Consider the following 15349-nt stretch of genomic DNA (forward strand, 5'->3'; position numbering starts at 1 on the left):
AGGAGTTCCTCGTAGACCTCGGGGCGGTCCCGGTCGATCACGGGGAAGCCCTCTCCGAAGTCGCCGTTCACCCAGTGGGCCTCGATGCCGGGGTTGGCCATGTCGGTGCCGTCGTGGAGGAACACGTGGGGGCTGCAGTTGACCCGTCCCTCGCGCGCCGACTCGTACTGGGCCGTCATGGCGGCCCGCGCCGAGCCCGTGTCCAGGGCGTTCGCGAGCTCGTCCACCGCGACGGCGCCCGTCGCGGCGGCCACGTCCAGGATGACGTGGCGCATCGAGATGCAGCGGCCCTCCGCCCAGAAGGCACGGCGCAGCGCGCGGTCGAGCCGCTCACTGGCCTCCAGGGACTGGGACTTGGCCGCGTGCACCGCTTCGAGCGCGGGCAGGGTGGTGACCGGGTAGGTCCAGTCGGGCCCTTGCCACAGCCGCCAGCCGGCCTCCGGTTCGAGCGCGCCGAGCACCGAGATCTCGGAGTCGACGCCGGGCCGGGCGTTGACCTCCCGGTTGAACAGCTCCAGGGGGAAGGCCCGGAAGTCGAACCAGAGCCGGCCCTCCAGACCCAACGTGCGCCGGGTCTCGTGCAGTCGGTGCACGGCCACGTGGGCGAAGGAGCAGTTCAGATCGGTGTAGACGCTGATCGTGTCGGGCGTCGCCGGCAGCCGCGGGTCCGCGAGCCCGCTGCTCGTCGAGCCGATCGCAGTCGTCGCAGTCGTTGTGGTCGTCGTGGTCACGGGGTCCAGCCTTCCTGGTCGGGCCGGGTGCTGTGCGAGAAGCGGGCCACGGTGACGTCCCCGGAGACGACCGAGCCCTCCCAGCCGTAGACCTGTCCGAAGGATCCGGATCCGGTGTCCGCCGGGTGCCGCCGGGAGAAGGTGAGCGCGATCCGGTCGCCGGGCCGCACCGGCACGGCGTCCCGGACCGGCAGGTAGGCGTGCTTCCAGCTGTCCGAGGTCGTACGGGCCTGCGGATCGTCCGCCGCGACTTCGTCGCCGGAGATGTCCAGGGCCACGGTGTCCGAGAGGGTGGCCACGAAGTAGCCCTTGAAGCCGGTGAACAGCCCCGCCCGCTGGACGGTGTACACGAGCGGCACCTCGTACGAGGTCTCGTGCGCGCCGTGCGTCCCCTCGAAGGCGTACCGGCGCAGGAGCCGCGGCGCCGAGAGCTGGCCGCCGACCGGGATGATCGCGTCGTAGTAGAGGTCGAAGGCGTCCCGCGCCCCGCGCCCCTTCAGCAGCTCGGCGAACTCGGCCGGGCTCCCGGCGTCCTGCGGTGATCCGTCGCGCACCGCGCCGTGTGCCGCCTCCGCGGTGACCGGTACGAGATAGCTCTCCACGGCCACCGGGAGCATCGCGCCGCCCGGCCGCAGGAAACGGCTGCGGGCGTCGTCGAGGATCGCGACGCAGTTCTCGTTGTCGGCGAGGTTGCCCATGATCTCGGAGATGATCAGGTCCACCCGCTCGGGCAGCTCGATGTCGAAGGAGAACCCGCGCAGCGGATGGAAACGGTCTCCGAACCCGGCCTCGGTGAGCCGCCGCGTCGCGGTCTGAAGGATCTTCTCGTTGAGGTCGATGCCGTAGACCCGGGCCGCTCCCGCCTCCAGCGCCCACTGGGCCAGGATGCCGGTACCGGTGCCCAGGTCGAGGACCGTGGCGCCGGGCCGCACCGCCTCGGTGACGGCCGCCCTGTACGCGGCCATGCGCAGCCGGTCGCCCAGCATGAGGTCGTGGAAGCCGTCGTCCCAGTCGAGGAGCCGCTCGGAGGCCGGCAGCCAGACGTCCTGCGGCGCGTACAGCTGCCCGAGGACGCCCGCATGGTGCACCGTCAGCGGCTCCGCCGCCGCGCCGGCCACCGGGCAGCCGGTGGTGAGGTCGAAGCCGGTGCCGTGCAGCGGGCAGGTGATGCGCAGGGTGCGCGGATTGACCTGCCCGTGCACGAGCCGGCCGAGCCGGTGCGTACAGGCGGCGTCGATCACGAACTCCCGGCCCGCGACGCGGACCCGCACCCGGTCGCCCGGCAGCTCTTCCAGTACGGCGTCGCTCATGCCGCCTCCCGCGCACGCTCGACGGCGGCGTCGAAGGCGCCCCCGATCAGCCCGGACAGCAGCTGCGCCCCGACCCAGAGCTTCGTGGCGTCGAGTCCGCGCGCCGCCTCGTACTCCTTGATCGCGGTCTGCATCTCCCGCATGTGGAAGGTGTCGATGTGCAGGTGCTCGGTGTAGTACCGGCCCTGCGCGATCCCGAGCCGGGCGCAGGCGCGGGCCTGCACGGTGAAGGCGTCGGGGATGCTCGCCTCCAGGTAGGCGAGTGCGCCGAGGAAGTACTCGACGTGCGCGGCGCGTTGGGTGAGCCAGTAGAAGACGTTGAGGAAGGCGTACGTCTCGTCGCCGGTGGTGTCGAGGAAGCTCTCCAGATCCTGGGGGAGCCCCAGTTCGGCGAGCAGGTCGAGGTAGAGCTTGGAGTGGGTCTGCTGGAGGTTGCCGCAGCCGAACTCGTCGATGAGCACCCGCATCACGGCCATCTGCGCGCGGATCGGGAGCCGGGGTACCGCCGGGAAGAAGTTCTGCGCCTCGGTCAATCCGTCGAGGGCGAACTCCCTGACGACGTGGGCGAACTGCTCCCTGGTGGCCTTCTCGGCGAGATAGCTTCCGGCCGGGCTGCCCTCGCGTTCGAGTGCCAGCAGTCCGTCGAGGCGTTCCTTCCACTCCGCGCGGTTGGCGATCGGCGGCGTGCGGTCGGCGAGGTCCTCGACGAGGGGCTCGATCCAGGTCGCCTCCAGGTCCTCGATCCGGGCGAGGACCGTGGAGTTCTGGAGGGTGCGGTTGTGGATGAACAGCCGCTTGTGCGGGCTGTCGTCGGGCTTCGGTGTCACGTTCAGCACGGGACCTCCCGGTCGGTCTCGATCACGGCGCGCCGCAGCAGTTCGGTCTTCAGCGAGCGGTACCAGTCGTCCCGGTCCAGGCCGTACCGTGCGTACGCGGTGTGCAGTTGCGCCGCCCGCTCCGCGCCGCGGTCGGTCAACAGGGCCCGGCAGAGCTCCGGTTCGACGTTGCCCAGTGCGACGACCCAGCCGTCGACGGGTCCGGACTCCAGCAGGAGGTGTTCGAGCCCCTGGACCACGGGTACGCCTGGTCCGGCGGCGATCAGCGCCCGGGTGAACTCGGGCTCCCCGGCGGAATCCTTGACCCCGACCACTCCCGGCAGCGCGCAGATGCGCAGCAGGGTGCCGAGTTCGAGGCTGTTCCCGGAGACGGCGGACTCGTGGTAAACGATCACGGGCAGTCCGGCTCCGGCCACGGCCTCGAAGTGGCGGTACATCTCCTCCTGGGTCACCTCCGCCCCGTACGGGGTGGTGACCACGACCGCGGCGGCGCCGAGTCCGCCCGCGCTGCGGGCGAGGGCGAGGGCCGCGGCCGTGGTGGGCCGCAGGATGCCGGCGAGGACCGGTAAGCCGTCGGCGTACCGGACGGCGGCGGTCAGCGTGTCCCGCCACTGCCGGTCCGACAGGGAGCCCCCCTCGCCGGTGCTCAGCGCCGGCAACAGGGCGTCCGCGTACGGCCGTACGCTCGCGATCAGGCGGGCCATGCTCTTCTCGTCGATCTCTCCCGCCGCGTCGACCGGGGTGACGAGCGCGGTGGTCATTCCGGTGATCATCGGTCCTCCGTCACAGGGCTTCGGCCGGCACGCGCAGGGCGAGGGACTGCTGGTAGAGGCTTTCCAGCGGCTCGGGGAAGACGGCTTCCGGCCCGTCGGCGCCGGCCACGGCGCGCAGCGCGAACCCGGTCGTGGCCGCGAGGCGCGGGCTGGCCGTGTGCAGCAGCCCCTTGCGGCCCTGGACCATGCCGAGGAGCAGTCGCTCGTGCACCGGAAGGGAGCTGGGCAGCTCCGTGTCGGTGGCGCCCAGGACGTCGGCCTCCTCGTAGCCGAGCCGCCGGATGTCCATGACGGTGTGCAGGTTGTCCATGAACGGGTAGTAGGCGTCCTGGAGTTCGCGGGAGAAGCCCCAGATGATGTCGTCACAGCGGCCCACCTGCTCCAGGCTCATGACGATGCTGCCGTCGAGCCGGTCCACGAAGAAGGCCTTGCAGGCGCGGCGTACGTCCTCGTCCTCGCTGTTCATGCCGAGGAAGAGCGCGGCGTCGGCGTACTCGTCACGGACGTGCGTGTCAGACGGCATGGCGGTCGAGCACCTCGCGCATCCGGGCCATGGCGTCGGAGAACACCTGCGGGTCGCGCGCGAGGGCGAAGCGGACGAAGGCCTCGCCGCGGTCGGGCTGGCTCCAGTAGAAGAACCGGCCGGGCAGGACGTACACCTCGGCCTCGGCCAGGACGCGCTGCAGTTCGGTCGCCGTCAGCTCCGGGTGGTTGATGCGCGCCCAGGCGACGCTCACTCCGGCGACGGGCTCCTGGTACTCCAGGATCGTGCCGTCGATCGCCTTGCGTATCGCCTCGCGGTTCTGCGTGAGGACCTCGCGGACGGAGGCGAGCTGGTCGCGGGTGGAGTCCTGGACGTACTGGGTCAGCATGTTGAGCACGAAGGGCGAGACGTTGAGCAGCACGCTGGTGTGCAGGTTGTAGACGTCCTCGCGGATGTCGTCGCTGGCCGTGATCATGGCCGCCTTGGCGTCCTGGACGGGCCAGGTCTTGCCCGTGTCCTCGATGGCCAGGTACGAGATGCCGGAGCTTTCGAGGAGCTCGTAGATGTCGAAGCGGGCGAGCTTCTCGTCGTAGAGCGTGAACGAGGCGAAGCAGAAGTCGATGACCAGCAGCTTGTTGTGGTCCTTGCAGAAGCGGACCACCTCTTCGAAGCCCTTGCGGCCGTGCTGGAGCAGCGTGAAGCCGGTGGGGTTGTTCGGGTCGACGAGGAACAGGGCGTCGGTGCGGACCAGGCGCTTGAGCTCGGAGTAGATCCGGTCCGGATCGTGGAGCGCCGACTCCTCGATCGGGTACATCGGTACGCCCATGTTGTTCAGGACGTCGTAGAGGTTGTCGAAACAGGGTTCGACCAGCGTGACCGACTTGCGCTGCTGCTTGAGGTACATGCCGGCGACCATCGTCGAGATCGAGGCGGCGTAGGAGAGCAGGGTCTTCTTCTTGGCCAGGGCGGTGTCCTGGCGGTGCAGGGTGAAGAAGGCCTCGATGAAGCGCTCCTCGGCCGTCGCCTGCAGCCCGCGCTCCGCCTCGTACCAGAGCTCGGGCAGCCGGGCGACGATCTCGCGCTGGCTTTCCGACTGCTGCTGGTGGGTGTGGGCGTCGGCGAGGTTGAACCTGGTGCGCAGCGCCTGGATCTCGTGCTGGGTCAGGTCAAGGAGCTGGTTGTCCGGGCTGGTCGGGCTGGTGTGCGTGGTCATGCTTCCTCCGATCGGGAACGGGCGTGCCACGGGGGAGTGCGCGCAGTGCGGGTGCGTCACGGTCGCGGAACCCGATGACCCCGATGAAGCCGGTGCCGAGGAGGTGCGGTCGCCCTCGACGTGTGTCATGGTGATCCCCCGTAAGCGGACTGCGGTCCGGTTAGGATGACCCTGGCACATCGCGTTCTCGGGAGCAAGCAAACGAACGGCGAAGATCGGGGGAGGGGTTAGATGCCATTGCGACCCGCTCCGGCACGGCTTGCGTCCGTGCTGAGTACACTCACGACCACCCACACCTACGAGGTCACGAACGAAGGCACAGCATGAGCGCGGGGTCACCTGAAGTGGCCGAACTCATCCAGCGGCCGGCTCGCGAGCGGGCGGATGCGGCGCGCAACCGCAGCCGCATCCTCGTGGTCGCGGCGGAACTGTTCAGGGAACAAGGCGTCGACAACGTCTCGCTCGACGCCATCGCGGCGCGCGCGGGCGTCGGCAAGGGCACGCTGTACCGCCGGTTCGGCAGCAAGTCCGGGCTGGCCGTGGCCCTGCTCGACGCACAGGAGAGCGAGCTGCAGGACAAGATGCTCCACGGGCCGCCGCCCCTGGGGCCCGGTGGTGATGCGGGCATGCGAATCGCCGCCTTCTTCGACACCTATCTCGATCTGCTCGACACGAACCTGGAGCTGGTCAGGCTCTCGGAGACCACCGCGCCCGGGGTCCGGTACCAGATCGGCTCCTACTGCCTGTGGCAGCGCCACCTGGCCGACCTGCTGGCCGAGGCGCGGCCGGAGCTGGATGCCCAGGGCACCTCGCACCTGCTCCTCGCCATGGTCGACGCGGACCTCCAACAGGCCCTGCGCAGCAGCGAATTCACCCCCGGTCGGATCCGGGGAGCCCTCGGTGAGATGGTGCGGCGGGTCCTGGAGGCCTGACCGGCACGCCGTTTGCGGAGGTGGTCCGGACACGGGCAGGGGTGGTCCCGGCACGGCGGGGGCCGTACCGGGACCGACAGGGCGACGCGCAGGGCGTCAGACCTCCCTGACCGCCTCGATCTCCAGCGAGAGCTCGATCTCCTTGGAGACCAGGAACCCGCCGGTTTCCAGGGCCATGTTCCAGGTCAGGCCCCAGTCCTCGCGGTTGATCTTGCCGCGCGCCGAGAAGACCGTACGGTCGTTGCCCCACGGGTCCTTGGCGTGGCCCAGGTAGTCGACGTCGAGCTCGACGCGCCGGGTGAAGCCCTTGATCGTGAGATCGCCGGCGAGCGTGCCGCTCGTGCCGTTCCAGCTCACCGACGTCGAGGTGAACGTCGCCCGGGGGTGCTCGGCCACGTCGAAGAACTCGGCGGACCGCAGGTGGTCGTCCCGGGCGGTGTCCCCGCTGTTGACGCTGGCCATGTCGATCACCGCGGTGACCTTGCTGTCCTCGGGCCGCTCGCCGATGTAGACGGTCGCGTCGACGCCGGTGAACCGGCCGCGCACCTTCGTGAGCATGAAGTGCCGGCCGAGGAAGCCGACCTCGGCGTGCCCCGGGTCGACCTTCCAGTCACCCACGGCGGGGAGTTCGACCCCGTCGACGGTGCGGGTCGGGGATGTCGCGCTACTGGTCATCGTCCGTGCCTCCTGCTCGTGTGTGGACGCTGCGCTCAGACGCCGGACTCGGTCGGGAGGCCGCCCCCGATCCAGTCCTCCTTGCCGTCCTTGTAGGTGAAGACCTTCGAGTAGCCGAGCTCCGCGAGACGCTCGGCCGCGATCCCCGAGTTGGAGCAGGTCGTGCCGGTGCAGTAGACGATGACCTCGGCGTCCTTGTCGGGCAGCAGGCCGGGGGCCAGCGCGTCGACGTCGTCGACGGGGAGGAGAAGCGCCCCCGGCAGGTGCGCCTCCTTGTAGTACTGCTCGGGCAGGGCCTCGACGACCGCGGCCTTGCCACTGTCGAGCTTCTGCTTGACCTCGTCGCGGGAGAGGTTCTGAACCGCCATGTAGCCAGCCTCCGAAAATCAAGGATCAATAAGTGCGTACGCACGCACCTTAACAAGTATGTGCGGGCGCACGCAATGGGAGTAGGATCACGGTGTGACCGGACAGGATGATCGACTCGAGGCGTGGCGGGCGATGCTCCTCGCGCACAACACCGCCGTGCGCGCCATCGAGAACGATGTGCAGCGCGACGGCCGGATCCCTTTGACGTGGTACGACGTACTGCTCGAACTCAAGGCGGCCGGGAAGCACGGGCTACGCATGCAGGAAGTGGCCAACCGGGTGGTCCTCAGCCGTACCCGGGTCAGCCGCCTGATCGACGAGATGGTGCGCGCCGGCCTCGTGGACAAACTGCCCGACCCCCACGACAAGCGGGCCTCCTGGGCCGTCATCACCCCGGAGGGGGCCGAGGCCCATCGGGCGACCGCCCCGGTCTACATGCGCAGCATCCAGAAGCACTTCTCCGCGCACCTCACCGACGAGGACGCCGCGGTGATCGCCCGCGCGCTGTTCAAGGTCGCCCAGCCCGACTCCGACGTCCAGCTGGGCTGACCCCGGCCGGGTCGGCCTCCGGCCGGGCTGACCCCGGCCGCGTCGCGGCGTCCGGCCGGGTCGGCCCGTCCGTCATGCGCAGGAGGCGCAGAGCCCCCGGTAGGTGACCTCGACCCCGGACACCGCGAAACCGAACCGCTCCTCGGTCGGGAGGCCGGCCAGCGGGTCGCCGGTGGGGTGGACGTCGCGGATCAGGCCGCAGCCGGAGCACACCAGGTGCTGGTGCGGGTGGTGCGCGTTGGGGTCGTACCGCTTGGCCCGGCCGTCGGTGGTGACCTCCATGACCTCGCCGAGGGAGACCAGCTCGCCCAGGGCGTTGTAGACGGTCGCCCGGGAGATCTCGGGCAACCGCTCCACCGCGCGGGCGTGCACCTCGTCGGCCGTGAGGTGCACGTGGTCACCGTCGAGAACCTCCGCGACCACACGCCGCTGGGAGGTCATGCGCCAGCCGCGCTCGCGCAGCCGCTCCAGCAGGTCACTCATATCGGCTCACCACTTTCACATTCGGTGGGGGCATGTTCGGCGGTGCAGGTTTGGCGGGATGCCCGGCAACTTACCGTCTACGGTCCGGGATCCGACTCGATGCGGGCTTGGTGTCGTTCTTGACTTGGATTGAGTCCATCGTAGGATCGGTCGTGTTGATAGCCAAGGGACAGGAACGGTCCGGAGCAGCGCGAGACCGGACGTGAGACCGTCCGCGACGGTGACCGCCCCGGCGTCAGGACGACCGTGAAACCGGGGCCCGCTGCCGGGTCCCCGTGCCCCAAAAATGTTCCATTGCATGCAGTTCCTGATCACCGTGACCCCCGGTCCGGTCCGGAAGGATTCCCATGTCTGAGAACCATGATGCAATCGTCACCGACGCGAAGGCGGAGGGCGGCGGTGGCTGCCCGGTCGCGCACGAGCGGGCAGCGCACCCGACCCAGGGCGGTGGAAACCGCCAGTGGTGGCCGGAACGGCTCAACCTGAAGATCCTCGCCAAGAACCCCGCCGTGGCCAACCCCCTCGGCGAGGAGTTCGACTACGCCGCGGCGTTCGGCACGCTCGACCTCCCGGCGGTCAAGCAGGACATCGCCGAGGTGCTGACCACCTCGAAGGACTGGTGGCCCGCAGACTTCGGCCACTACGGCCCCTTCATGATCCGCATGGCGTGGCACAGCGCCGGCACCTACCGGATCAGCGACGGCCGCGGCGGCGCCGGAGCCGGCCAGCAGCGCTTCGCCCCCCTCAACAGCTGGCCCGACAACGGCAACCTCGACAAGGCCCGCCGCCTGCTGTGGCCGGTCAAGAAGAAGTACGGCCAGAGCCTCTCCTGGGCCGACCTCATGATCCTCACCGGCAATGTCGCCCTGGAGACGATGGGCTTCGAGACCTTCGGCTTCGGCGGCGGCCGGGCCGACGTCTGGGAGCCGGACGAGGACGTCTACTGGGGTCCCGAGACCACCTGGCTCGACGACGAGCGCTACACCGGCGACCGTGAGCTGGAGAACCCCCTCGGCGCGGTCCAGATGGGTCTCATCTACGTCAACCCGGAAGGCCCGAACGGCACTCCGGACCCGCTCGCCGCGGCGCGCGACATCCGCGAAACGTTCCGCCGGATGGCGATGAACGACGAAGAGACCGTCGCCCTGATCGCGGGCGGCCACACCTTCGGCAAGACCCACGGCGCGGGCCCGGCGGAGAGCGTCGGCGACGACCCCGAGGCCGCCCCGATCGAGGCACAGGGCCTGGGCTGGGCCAACTCCTTCGGTACCGGCAAGGGCGGCGACGCCATCACCAGCGGTCTCGAGGGGATCTGGACGAACACCCCGATCAGCTGGGACAACACCTTCTTCGACATCCTCTTCGGTTACGAGTGGGAGCTGTTCAAGAGCCCCGCCGGCGCCCACCAGTGGCGGCCGAAGGGCGGCGCCGGGGCGGGCACCGTACCCGACGCGCACGACCCGTCGAAGACCCACGCCCCGACGATGCTCACGACCGACCTCTCGCTGCGCATCGACCCGGCCTACGAGCAGATCTCGCGGCGCTTCCACGAGAACCCGGCCGCGTTCGCCGACGCCTTCGCCCGCGCCTGGTACAAGCTCACCCACCGCGACATGGGCCCGATCGTCCGCTACCTCGGCCCCGAGGTCCCCTCCGAGGTCCTGCTGTGGCAGGACCCGCTCCCCGCCGTGACCCACTCGCTCGTCGACGACGCGGACGTCGCCGCGCTCAAGGCCAAGGTCCTCGCCTCGGACCTCACGGTGTCCCAGCTCGTCTCCACCGCCTGGGCGGCGGCCTCCTCCTTCCGCGGCAGCGACAAGCGCGGCGGCGCCAACGGCGCGCGCATCCGCCTCCAGCCGCAGAGCGGCTGGGAGGTGAACAACCCCGACGAGCTGGGAGGCGTACTGCGCACGCTGGACGGCATCCGGGAGTCCTTCAACTCGGCGCAGACCGGCGGCAAGCAGGTCTCGCTGGCCGACCTGATCGTCCTCGCGGGCGGCGCGGGCGTCGAGCAGGCCGCCAAGGACGCCGGCGTGGAGATCCGGGTGCCCTTCGCGCCGGGACGCGTGGACGCCTCGCAGGAACAGACCGACGTGGAGTCCTTCGCCGCGCTGGAACCGGCCGCCGACGGGTTCCGCAACTACCTCGGGAAGGGCAACCGCCTGCCGGCCGAGTACCTGCTGCTCGACAAGGCGAACCTGCTGAACCTCAGCGCCCCCGAGACGACCGTCCTCGTCGGCGGCCTGCGGGTGCTCGGGGCGAACCACCAGCAGTCGCCGCTCGGCGTCCTCACGACGACCCCCGGGTCGCTCACCAACGACTTCTTCGTCAACCTGCTCGACCTGGGGACGACCTGGAAGCCGACCGCCGAGGACGCGAACACCTTCGAGGCCCGCGACGACGCCACGGGCAAGGTCAAGTGGACCGGCAGCCGGGTCGACCTGGTCTTCGGGTCGAATTCCGAGCTGCGCGCGCTCGCGGAGGTCTACGCGAGCGACGACGCGAAGGAGAAGTTCGTCAAGGACTTCGTCGCCGCCTGGGACAAGGTGATGAACCTGGACCGGTTCGACCTCGTCTGATCCCGGCGTCCGGGTCGGCCCGTCGTGACCGGCGGCCGGCCCGGAGCCCGGCGGCGCCCGTGGGCTCCGCCCGCGGCACCGGCACACCGCCGGCGGCCGCGGGGCCGCGTTCACCCGGACGGCGGAGCAGCGGGGGCCGCGCGCGCCGTGCCGGGGCAGTCTGTGCGTAGGACCGCCACCACCGCACAGACGAGGACCGCGCCATGTCCCACAGCAGGCGTATCAGCATCATCGCGGGAACGGCAGCGCTGCTGCTGACGGCCACCGCCTGCTCGGGCCTGGGCCGGAGCACCGTCGGAATGCTCGAGTTCCGCGGCCACGACTCGCCGGTCGAGGTGAGCTACAGCAACACCTCCGTCAAGGGCTGCCACAAGATCGCCCTGCCGAAGGGGGCGACCCACGTGGAGAACAACACCGTCGTGGACGTCGTCCTGTACCAGACGGAGGACTGCCGCAAGCTCGACCGGGGCGACGGCACCTACGTGGCCACGACCCTCTCGAACGTCACGGCCCCCGAAGCCCTGCCCTGGCGCAGCTTCACCGTCATCCACTGACGCCCGCTCGTCGCGCCACCCGCTCCTCGCGCCCACCCTCGCGGTGCGGCCGCCGCCCGGCCGAACCGGCCGACACGGCATGCTGGGGCGGTGTCCTCTCCTTCCACGCATCCTCAACAGACCGAATCCGCCGACCTGATGGTCGTGTGCGGGGACGACGGGCTCGCCCACCGGCTGGCCGCGGAGCTCCGCGACGTGTACGAGGAGCGGGTGACACTGGTCGTACCGGCCGCCCGAGAGGTGCGCCCCGGGGCGGGCGGCGGACAGGGCCGGACCCGCGCCCGGGTCGGGGCCGGGCGCGCGTTGCTGGGGCGGTTCCCGGCCGCACGGCTCCGCACGGCCGCCGCGGACCGGGCCGGCGCGGGGGAGGTGCCCGTACCGGAACTGCGGGTGCTGGAGGCTCCCGCCCCCGACGAAGAGGCCCTCTCCGCCGCCGGGGTGGCCGGGGCGGCGGCGCTGGCGCTCGTCTACGAGGACGACGAAACGAACGTACGGGCCGCCCTGATGGCCCGGCGGCTGAACCCCAGGCTGCGGCTCGTCATCCGCCTCTACAACCGCAAACTGGGCCAGCACCTCGAGGAGTTGCTCGACCAGGCGGCGCTCATCGCGGAACCCGGGATCGACCGGCAGGGGCTCGACTCCGCCACGACCGTGCTCTCCGACGCCGATACGGCCGCCCCCGCACTCGTCGCCTCCGCCGTCGCCGGCACCAGCAAGGTGATCCAGGCCGACGGTCTGCTCCTGCGCGCAGTGGAACGCACACCTCCCGGCCCCGGCGAGGTGGCCGACCCGGGCCTGTGCACCCTGGCCCTGCTCTCCGCCACCGCCGTGGACCCGGCCGGCGCCGACGGATCCGAGCTCGGCGGCGACCGGGGCCCGCAACTCCTCCCGGACGCCCGGTCCGTGGCGGCCGCGACCGGGCGCGGGATCGTCGCACTGGAAGCGGTCTCCCACGCGACGGCCGCACCGGAAGGGCGGCGGCTCAACCAGGTCTCCCTCCCGGTGGGTTCGCTGTTCTCCCGCAGGCTCCGCTGGTCGCTGGCCGGGATCACGGCCGCCGTCGGCGCCCTGGCCGTGGCCTCCTCCCTGGTCACGGGCGACACCCCGCTGCACGCCGTCTACCTGACCCTGCTCGACGTCTTCGCGATCAACGACCCCGCGCTCGACCAGCCCACCGAGCAGCAACTCCTGCAGATCCTGGCCGGCTTCGTCGGGCTGCTCCTGCTGCCCGTCCTGGTCGCGGCCGCGCTCGAAGCACTGGGCGCCTTCCGTACCGCCACGGCCCTGCGCAGGCCGCCGCGCGGGCTCTCCGGGCACGTCGTGCTGCTCGGCCTCGGCAAGGTCGGCGCCCGGGTGCTCGCCCGGCTGCGGGAGCTGGGGATCCCCGTGGTGTGCGTGGAGTCCGACCCCGGGGCCCGCGGGATCGCCCTCGCACGCCGCCTGCACGTGCCCGTCGTGGTCGGCGACGTCACCGACGAGGGGGTCCTGGAGGCCGCCCGGATCCACCGTGCAGCCGCCCTGCTCGCGGTGACCAGTTCGGACACCACCAATCTGGAGGCCGCGCTCTACGCCCGCTCCGTGAAACCCGACGTACGGGTGGTGATGCGGCTGTACGACAACGAGTTCGCCACCGCCGTCTACCGCACCCTGCGCGAGGCCCACCCGGCGGCCCTCACCCGGAGCCGCAGCGTCTCCCACCTGGCCGCGCCCGCGTTCGCCGGAGCCATGATGGGCCGCCAGGTGCTCGGCGCGATCCCGGTGGAGCGCAGGGTGCTGGTGTTCGCGGTGCTGGAGGTGGCCGGCCATCCCCAGCTGGAGGGCCGCACCGTCGCGGAATCGTTCCGGCCCGGCGCCTGGCGGGTCGTCGCCCTGGACACCGCCGCCCCGGCGAACCGCCGTCCCGGCCTCGCCACGGAACCGGGCTACGACACGGCCAGGCGGCCCGCCCTGGTGTGGGACCTGCGCCCCGGCTACGTCCTGCGGCCCGAGGACCGCGTGGTCATGGCCGCCACCCGGCGCGGCCTGGCGGAACTGCTCGGCCGCGGGCAGGCCCGTACGGCCGGGACCGCGGACACCGGAGCGGGTCAGCCCGGCTGATCCGGCGGCGTCGGCGGCGCGGAGTCGGCGGGCGGCAGGACGTGGTGCGTGCCGTGCCCGGCGGCGTCGACGTGCACCACGTGGCTGCCCACCCGCACGGTCTGGGTGCCCGCGGCGAGCCAGCAGCCGGTGGGACCCTGGGCGTGGGGCAACGGGGACCACACCTCCAGGAAGGTGCTGCCGTCGAGGTTGGTGCCCGTCTCGATCAGGCGCTCGCCGTCGGGGCGCAGGACCCCGACGTCGTGGCCGGGGGTGCCGACGTGGTGGTGGAAGGTGATCTGCCGGCCGTCGTACGAGGTGGTTCCCGCGAACCCGCGGTTGTCCGCGTACAGGCTGCCGGTCTGGAGCCACACGACGTGCTCGGTTTCCCGCAGCGGGCCGCCGTCCCGGCTGATGCCGGTGCGGAGCCAGGCGCCGCGACGGGGTGCGTCCACGGCCGGGGCCGGGGCCGCGGCCTCAGGCACGGTCGCCGTGGATGCCGGCGGGCTTCGTCCGTGGGGTGGTGCGGATCTCCATGGCCACACAATAACGGCGGAGCGGGCCGACCTGGGCGACCGGCACTGCACCGGCCCAGGACTCCGCGCTCCGCCGGCCCCGGGCGCAGGCCCCGGGCGCCGGGCCCGAGGCCGGCTCTCAGCCGGCCTCGGCCGCGAGTGCGTCGAGCAGTTCGCGTTCGCGTCCGGGGCCGAGGCCCGCGCGCCTGGTCCGGTCCAGGCCTCGTGCGCGCTCCCAGCGCAGGGTGTCGGCCAGTAGCTCGGCCCGCGGCCGGTGGCGCAGGCCCGCCGCGCGCGCGGCCGCCCCGCTCCGCGCCGCCCAGCCTTCCCAGCCCTTCTCGACGACCCACATCGGCAGCGAACCGGGACCCATGTACTCGGCCACGTCGTGGGCGAGCAGCCACTCGGAGCCGGCGGGGACCACCGGACCGGTGTGTCCCCCGGCCGCGCGGGACAGTTCGATCCACCGCGCGAGCGGAACCACCGGGCCGACCGCGTCGTAGGTGCCGGTGGTTCCGTTCGCCGCGCAGTCGAGGAGCCAGCCGGCGAGGTCCCGTACGTCGACGGCCTGGGTGGCGAGGTCCGGTTCGTCGGGGACCAGCATCGGCCCCACCGGATCGGCCGCGGCGCGGGCTGCCCAGTAACCGGAGCGGTCGCTGTGATCGCCCGGGCCGCCGATCAGGCCGGCGCGGGCGATCAGGAGCCGATCGCCGACGACGGCCGTGGAGGCCTGCTCGCAGGCGACCTTGGCCTCGCCGTACGCCGAGCGGTCGGCCTCGCTCGCCTCGGTCGGGGCCAGCAGGGTCGCGGACTCGTCGGCGTCCGGGGCCGCGTGGGAGGCGTAGGCGCTGATGGAGGAGACGTAGGTCCAGTGCCCGGCCCGGTCCGCGAGCGCGGCCAGCGCCCCGCGGACGAACCCCGGCTGCCAGGACACCTCGACGACCGCGTCCCACGCGCGGTCCAGGAGGGGTTCGTACGCCGAAGGATCGTGCCGGTCTGCCACCACGAGCCTGGCCCCGTCCGCGACGAGGCCGCTCTCGCCGCGCGCCAGGCACGTCACCCGGTGGCCCCGCTCGATCGCCTGCAGGGACAACTCCCGGCCCAGCCATGCCGTTCCGCCCAGAATGAGGATCTCCATGGCGCCAGCCAAACACCATCCGCGCCGGATGCCGAGGCCGGTTCGCCGACAGCGGAGGGCTTCTTCTCTCCGCCGCCCGTCCGCCCCGCGGCCCCTTCGCGGCTTCCCGGGGCGCGGTGACCTACGATCTTG

The 15349-nt window shown here is 71.6% G+C and carries 16 protein-coding genes; 5 read left to right on the plus strand and 11 right to left on the minus strand.

Annotated features, from left to right (window positions below):
• The 6 genes from ACFVX6_RS26425 to ACFVX6_RS26450 form a co-directional block, all read right to left on the minus strand.
• Window positions 1–731: DsbA family protein (locus ACFVX6_RS26425; RefSeq protein ID WP_389695450.1), on the minus strand; the 731-nt coding region annotated here is incomplete at its 3' end.
• Window positions 728–2041, minus strand: coding sequence for a methyltransferase domain-containing protein (locus tag ACFVX6_RS26430; protein ID WP_389695452.1), 1314 nt, complete (start codon window positions 2039–2041; stop codon window positions 728–730). The genes ACFVX6_RS26425 and ACFVX6_RS26430, both read right to left, overlap by 4 nt.
• On the minus strand, window positions 2038–2877 hold the full coding sequence (locus tag ACFVX6_RS26435; RefSeq protein WP_389695454.1) for an iron-containing redox enzyme family protein: 840 nt from the start codon (window positions 2875–2877) through the stop codon (window positions 2038–2040). The genes ACFVX6_RS26430 and ACFVX6_RS26435 overlap by 4 nt, the downstream gene beginning before the upstream one ends.
• On the minus strand, window positions 2871–3650 hold the full coding sequence (locus ACFVX6_RS26440) for a dihydrodipicolinate synthase family protein (RefSeq protein ID WP_389695456.1): 780 nt from the start codon (window positions 3648–3650) through the stop codon (window positions 2871–2873). The genes ACFVX6_RS26435 and ACFVX6_RS26440 overlap by 7 nt, the downstream gene beginning before the upstream one ends.
• Before the next feature lie 10 nt (window positions 3651–3660).
• Window positions 3661–4173, minus strand: a complete 513-nt coding sequence (locus tag ACFVX6_RS26445) for a DUF6190 family protein (protein ID WP_389695458.1) — start codon at window positions 4171–4173, stop codon at window positions 3661–3663.
• Window positions 4163–5347 carry an aminotransferase class I/II-fold pyridoxal phosphate-dependent enzyme gene (locus ACFVX6_RS26450; RefSeq protein WP_389695460.1) on the minus strand — a complete coding sequence of 395 codons (1185 nt, stop codon included), beginning with the start codon at window positions 5345–5347 and terminating at the stop codon, window positions 4163–4165. Before ACFVX6_RS26450 ends, ACFVX6_RS26445 begins: the two co-directional genes overlap by 11 nt.
• A gap of 323 nt (window positions 5348–5670) precedes the next feature.
• Between ACFVX6_RS26450 and ACFVX6_RS26455 the strand changes: the two genes are divergently transcribed.
• Window positions 5671–6279, plus strand: coding sequence for a TetR/AcrR family transcriptional regulator (locus tag ACFVX6_RS26455; protein ID WP_389695462.1), 609 nt, complete (start codon window positions 5671–5673; stop codon window positions 6277–6279).
• 96 nt (window positions 6280–6375) lie between these two features.
• On the opposite strand, the gene ACFVX6_RS26460 is transcribed toward ACFVX6_RS26455, so the two are convergent.
• Both ACFVX6_RS26460 and ACFVX6_RS26465 read right to left on the minus strand, forming a co-directional pair.
• The gene (locus tag ACFVX6_RS26460) at window positions 6376–6954 is read right to left on the minus strand and encodes a YceI family protein (protein WP_274550934.1); all 579 of its coding nucleotides are present in this window, start codon (window positions 6952–6954) and stop codon (window positions 6376–6378) included.
• 35 nt (window positions 6955–6989) lie between these two features.
• Complete coding sequence (locus ACFVX6_RS26465) at window positions 6990–7322, minus strand: rhodanese-like domain-containing protein (protein WP_389695464.1); 333 nt, start codon at window positions 7320–7322, stop codon at window positions 6990–6992.
• Between the two features lie 94 nt (window positions 7323–7416).
• On the opposite strand from ACFVX6_RS26465, the gene ACFVX6_RS26470 reads away from it, so the two are divergent.
• On the plus strand, window positions 7417–7872 hold the full coding sequence (locus ACFVX6_RS26470) for a MarR family winged helix-turn-helix transcriptional regulator (protein WP_389695466.1): 456 nt from the start codon (window positions 7417–7419) through the stop codon (window positions 7870–7872).
• A gap of 72 nt (window positions 7873–7944) precedes the next feature.
• Here ACFVX6_RS26470 and ACFVX6_RS26475 read toward each other — a convergent pair whose 3' ends face one another.
• Window positions 7945–8355, minus strand: coding sequence for a Fur family transcriptional regulator (locus ACFVX6_RS26475; RefSeq protein WP_389695468.1), 411 nt, complete (start codon window positions 8353–8355; stop codon window positions 7945–7947).
• 347 nt (window positions 8356–8702) lie between these two features.
• Here ACFVX6_RS26475 and katG point away from each other — a divergent pair, with 347 nt between their 5' ends.
• The 3 genes from katG to ACFVX6_RS26490 all read left to right on the plus strand — a co-directional run bounded on the left by katG (window position 8703) and on the right by ACFVX6_RS26490 (window position 13585).
• Entirely contained in the window at window positions 8703–10934 is a 2232-nt protein-coding gene (katG, locus tag ACFVX6_RS26480) for a catalase/peroxidase HPI (RefSeq protein ID WP_389695470.1), read from the plus strand.
• Window positions 10935–11137: 203 nt separating this feature from the next.
• The gene (locus ACFVX6_RS26485; RefSeq protein ID WP_389695472.1) at window positions 11138–11488 is read left to right on the plus strand and encodes a hypothetical protein; all 351 of its coding nucleotides are present in this window, start codon (window positions 11138–11140) and stop codon (window positions 11486–11488) included.
• Window positions 11489–11626: 138 nt separating this feature from the next.
• A complete protein-coding gene (locus ACFVX6_RS26490; RefSeq protein ID WP_389695558.1) occupies window positions 11627–13585 on the plus strand; it encodes a potassium channel family protein in 1959 nt (652 codons plus the stop codon).
• Here ACFVX6_RS26490 and ACFVX6_RS26495 read toward each other — a convergent pair.
• Complete coding sequence (locus ACFVX6_RS26495; protein WP_389695474.1) at window positions 13573–14049, minus strand: hypothetical protein; 477 nt, start codon at window positions 14047–14049, stop codon at window positions 13573–13575. The genes ACFVX6_RS26490 and ACFVX6_RS26495 overlap by 13 nt on opposite strands.
• A 169-nt stretch (window positions 14050–14218) precedes the next feature.
• Window positions 14219–15217, minus strand: a complete 999-nt coding sequence (locus tag ACFVX6_RS26500; protein WP_389695476.1) for an NAD-dependent epimerase/dehydratase family protein — start codon at window positions 15215–15217, stop codon at window positions 14219–14221.
• Window positions 15218–15349 lie beyond the last annotated feature (132 nt).

The sequence above is a fragment of the Streptomyces sp. NPDC058289 genome (assembly GCF_042880975.1).
In the GTDB taxonomy this organism is placed as follows: domain Bacteria; phylum Actinomycetota; class Actinomycetes; order Streptomycetales; family Streptomycetaceae; genus Streptomyces; species Streptomyces stoeckheimensis.